Genomic DNA, 4,098 nt, shown 5'->3' with positions numbered 1-4,098 from the left:
CCCAACAACCGAAACAACGCCACCTCAAACGCAAACAACCCCGCCTGAGCAAACTCCGTACCCTCCAAAACCCCCGCATCACCACCCCACACCACCCCACGCAACGAACGCCCAAGACCCCCGTCCAACAGATCACAGACCTCGTCGAACGCCTCCCGGAACACCGGAAACGCCCCATACAACTCCCGCCCCATACCCAGCCGCTGAGCACCCTGCCCCGTGAACAACACCGCCGTGCGTACCGCTCCCGTGGTGACTCCGCGGGCGGTGCCGGGGGCGGTGCGGCCCTCGGTGAGGGCGCGCAGTCCGTTCCGTAGTTCCTCGGGGCCGGTGCCGGTCACAACGGCGCGGTGGTCGAAGAGCGCGCGGGATGCGAGTGTCGAGTAGGCGAGGTCCGCGGCGTCGTTGGTGTCGGCGGTGGTGTCGAGGGCGGTGAGGAGCCGTTGTGCCTGGCCGCGCAGGGCGGCCTCGCCGCGGGCGGAGAGCAGCAGCGGCACGACCGGTGGCGGTGCCGCGCGCTCGTCGGGGGCCTCCGGCTCCGCATCGTCGCGGCCTTGTTCCAGGATCACATGGGCGTTGGTGCCGCTGACGCCGAACGACGACACCGCGGCGCGGCGCGGCCGTCCACCCGTCTCGGGCCAGGCGTGGGTGGCGGTGGCCAGTTCCACCGCGCCCTCGGTCCAGTCCACGTGGGGGGTGGGCGCGTCCACGTGCAGTGTCGCGGGCACGGTCCCGGCCCGCAGCGCCAGCAGCATCTTGATCACACCGGCGACTCCGGCGGCGGCCTGGGTGTGGCCGATGTTGGACTTCACCGACCCGAGCAGCAGCGGCCTGCCGTCGGGGCGCTCCTGTCCGTAGGTCGCCAGCAGTGCCTGGGCCTCGATGGGGTCGCCGAGCCCGGTTCCGGTGCCGTGGGCCTCGACGACGTCGACGTCCGCGGGGGTGAGCCCGGCCTGCGCCAGGGCCTGCCGTATGACCCGCTGCTGCGCGGGCCCGTTGGGCGCGGTGAGGCCGTTGGACGCGCCGTCCTGGTTCACGGCGCTGCCGCGCAGCACGCCCAGTATCCGGCGTCGGTTGCGCCGCGCCTCGGAGAGGCGTTCCAGCAGCAGTACGCCGACGCCCTCGCCGAAGCCGGTGCCGTCGGCGCCCGCCGCGAACGCCTTGCACCGGCCGTCCGCGGCGAGCCCCCGCTGCCGCGAGAACTCCACCAGGGACACCGGTGACGCCATCACGCTGACACCGCCCGCGAGCGCCAGGGCGCACTCCCCGGAGCGCAGCGCCTGCGCGGCCAGGTGCAGCGACACCAGCGACGACGAGCAGGCCGTGTCGACGGTGACCGCCGGGCCCTCGAAGCCGAAGGTGTACGAGACGCGCCCGGAGGCCACGCTGCCGGCGCTGCCGTTGCCGATGTACCCCTCAAGGTCGGGGGGGAAGGCGCCGAGCCGCCCCGCGTAGTCGTTGTACATGACGCCCGTGAACACACCGGTGCGGCTGCCGCGCAGCGTCCCGGGGTCGATCCCGGCGCGTTCCAGCGTCTCCCAGGACACTTCGAGCAGCAGCCGCTGCTGCGGGTCCATCGCCAGCGCCTCACGGGGGGACACACCGAAGAATCCGGCGTCGAAGTCGGCGGCGCCGTAGAGGAAGGCGCCGCGCCGTGTGGTGGTGTGCCCGGTGCGGTCGGGGTCGGGGTCGTACAGTTCGGGCACGTTCCAGCCGCGGTCGTCGGGGAAGTCCCCGACGGTGTCGGTGCCGGACTCGACGAGCCGCCAGAAGTCCTCGGGCGAGGCCGCACCGCCCGGGAAGCGGCAGGCCATCCCGATGACGGCGACCGGCTCCGTGGCCGCGGAGCGCGCCCGGTCGTTCTCCTGGCGGAGCCGGGCGTTCTCCTTCAGTGCGGTACGCAGCGCCTCGACGACCTGGTCGTTGGACAGTGCCATGGTGTTCCTCCGTAGTCCGTCGTCGGGTCAGCAGTCCGTCGTCGGGTCAGCCCAGGTCCATTGCCTGCCGGACCAGCGCGTCCGCGTCCATCCCGTCGAGCAGGGCGTCGCTGTCCTCGGCGGCGGGGCTGTCGGCGGGCTGCGCCTCGCCTCCCGTGGCGCCGTCCGTGTCGGCGAGGCGCAGGACCGTATCGAGGACACCGGCCTCGCGCAGCCGGTCGAGCGGCACGGACAGCAGCACCCGGCGCAGCTCCTCGGCGTCCGCTCCGTCCCCCACGCCGGACGCGCCGGTGTGGGCGCCGGAGGCGGGCGCGGGGGCCAGCCTGGTGAGCAGGTGACCGGCGATGGCGGCGGGGGTCGGGTGGTCGAAGACGAGGGTCGCGGGCAGCTTGAGCCCGGTGGCCGCGGACAGCCGGTTGCGCAGTTCTACGGCGGTGAGGGAGTCGAAGCCGAGGTCCTTGAAGGCCCGCTCGGCGTCGATGTCGGCCGCGTCCGCGTAACCGAGCGCCCCCGCCACCTCGCCCCGTACGAGGTCGAGTACGGCGCCCTGGCGTTCCTCGACGGGCAGCGCGGCCAACCGCCGTTCCAGTGACGGCCCTTCACCGCCGCCCGTCGCGGACATCGGCCGTGCGGGACGTACCAGGCCGCGCAGCAGATGGGGGACGTCGCCACCGCGTGCCCGCACCGCGCTCAAGTCGAGACGTGCGGGCACCACCACCGCCAGATCTGCCGCGAGCCCCGCGTCAAACAGAGCCATGCCCTCGGCCGCGGTGAGCGCGCGCAGCCCCGTGCGGCGCATGCGCCCCCGGTGTGCGTCGTCCAGGTGGGCGGTCATTCCGCTGCCGTCCTCCCACAGCCCCCAGGCGAGGGAGACAGCGGGCAGCCCCTGGGCGCGCCGGTGTTCCGCCAGCGCGTCGAGGAACGCGTTGGCCGCCGCGTAGTTGCCCTGTCCCGGGTTGCCGAACACCCCGGCGGCCGACGAGTACAGCGCGAACAGGGTGAGGTCAAGGTCGCGAGTCAGCTCGTGCAGATGCCAGGCGGCCTCCGCCTTCGGCCGCAGCACCCGCGCCAACTGATCTGCCGTCAGGGATTCCACGGTACCGTCGTCGAGAACGCCCGCAGTGTGTACGACACCGGTCAACGGCGGCTCGATACCCCGTATCAACTCTTCGAGACCGGCACGGTCAGCGACGTCACACGCGGCCAAGGTCACCCGCGCACCCAGACCGGCAAGCTCACTCTCCAACCCGGCCGCGCCCTCGGCCTCCCGGCCACTCCTGCTCACCAGAACGACATGTTCGGCGCCCCGCTCCACCAGATGCCGCGCCACGATGCCGCCCAGCACGCCGGTACCGCCGGTCACCAACACAGAGCCGGACAGCGACACTTCGGCCGGTTCGACAGTGCGGCTCGCGAGCCGGGGTGCTTTCAGCGTGCCGCCGACCAGGGTCAGTTGGGGTTCCCCGGACGCGACGGCCGCCCTGAGCAGCCCGAGCGTCACGCCACCTTCGGTTCCGGTTCCGGCTTCGGCTTCGGCTTCGGCTTCGACGAGGACGATTCGCCCCGGGTTCTCGGACTGTGCCGAGCGCACGAGTCCGGCCACGGTACGGCCGGCCAGCCCACCGCCGGTCAGCACCAGCAGCCGCGTGACCGTATACCGCTCCTCGCGCAGCCACTCCCGCAACAGCGCCAGCACGCGGACGGTGGCCTCGCTCACACCGGCGATCACATCGCCCTCGGGCTCCGGCACGGGCACCACCAGGGTCTCCGGCAACTCGGCGCCCAAGGCCGCCAGGCCGTCGAACAGCTCAAGGCCGAGTCCGTACGCGTCCTCGTGGCCGAGGACCGCCCAGGGTACGGTCGCGGTGCCCGCGTCCACGGGCGGGGCGGGCACGTCGACCCAGGTGACGTGGTGGAGGGGCGGAGTGGAGGCGGCGTTCAGCCGCGCCGCGTCAACGGGACGCGTGGTCAACGACTCCACCGACAACACCGGCTGCCCCGACACATCAACCGCCAGCACCGACACCGAGTCCTCCCCCACGGGAGTCAACCGCGCACGCAACACACCCGCACCCCGCGCAAACAGCCGCACCCCACCCCACGAAAACGGCAACCGCACCCCCTCCCCCAACGCACCCACATGCAACACCGCATCAAACAA

2 protein-coding genes are annotated in these 4,098 nt (G+C 72.7%); both read right to left on the bottom strand.

What is annotated here, in order from left to right; genetic code table 11:
• Window positions 1-1,937, bottom strand: a 1,937-nt coding sequence (locus ACIBIW_RS36720) for a type I polyketide synthase (RefSeq protein ID WP_399342884.1), incomplete at its 3' end; no start/stop codon positions are given.
• Window positions 1,938-1,983: 46 nt separating this feature from the next.
• Window positions 1,984-3,978: a type I polyketide synthase gene (locus ACIBIW_RS36715; protein ID WP_399342887.1), complete on the bottom strand. Its 1,995-nt coding sequence runs from the start codon at window positions 3,976-3,978 to the stop codon at window positions 1,984-1,986.
• Between the last annotated feature and the right edge of the window lie 120 nt (window positions 3,979-4,098).

It is taken from the genome of Streptomyces sp. NPDC050560 (assembly GCF_044457285.1).
In the GTDB taxonomy this organism is placed as follows: domain Bacteria; phylum Actinomycetota; class Actinomycetes; order Streptomycetales; family Streptomycetaceae; genus Streptomyces.
Note: the sequence above shows the minus strand (reverse complement) of the source record. Positions and strands in the feature narration are given on the sequence as shown.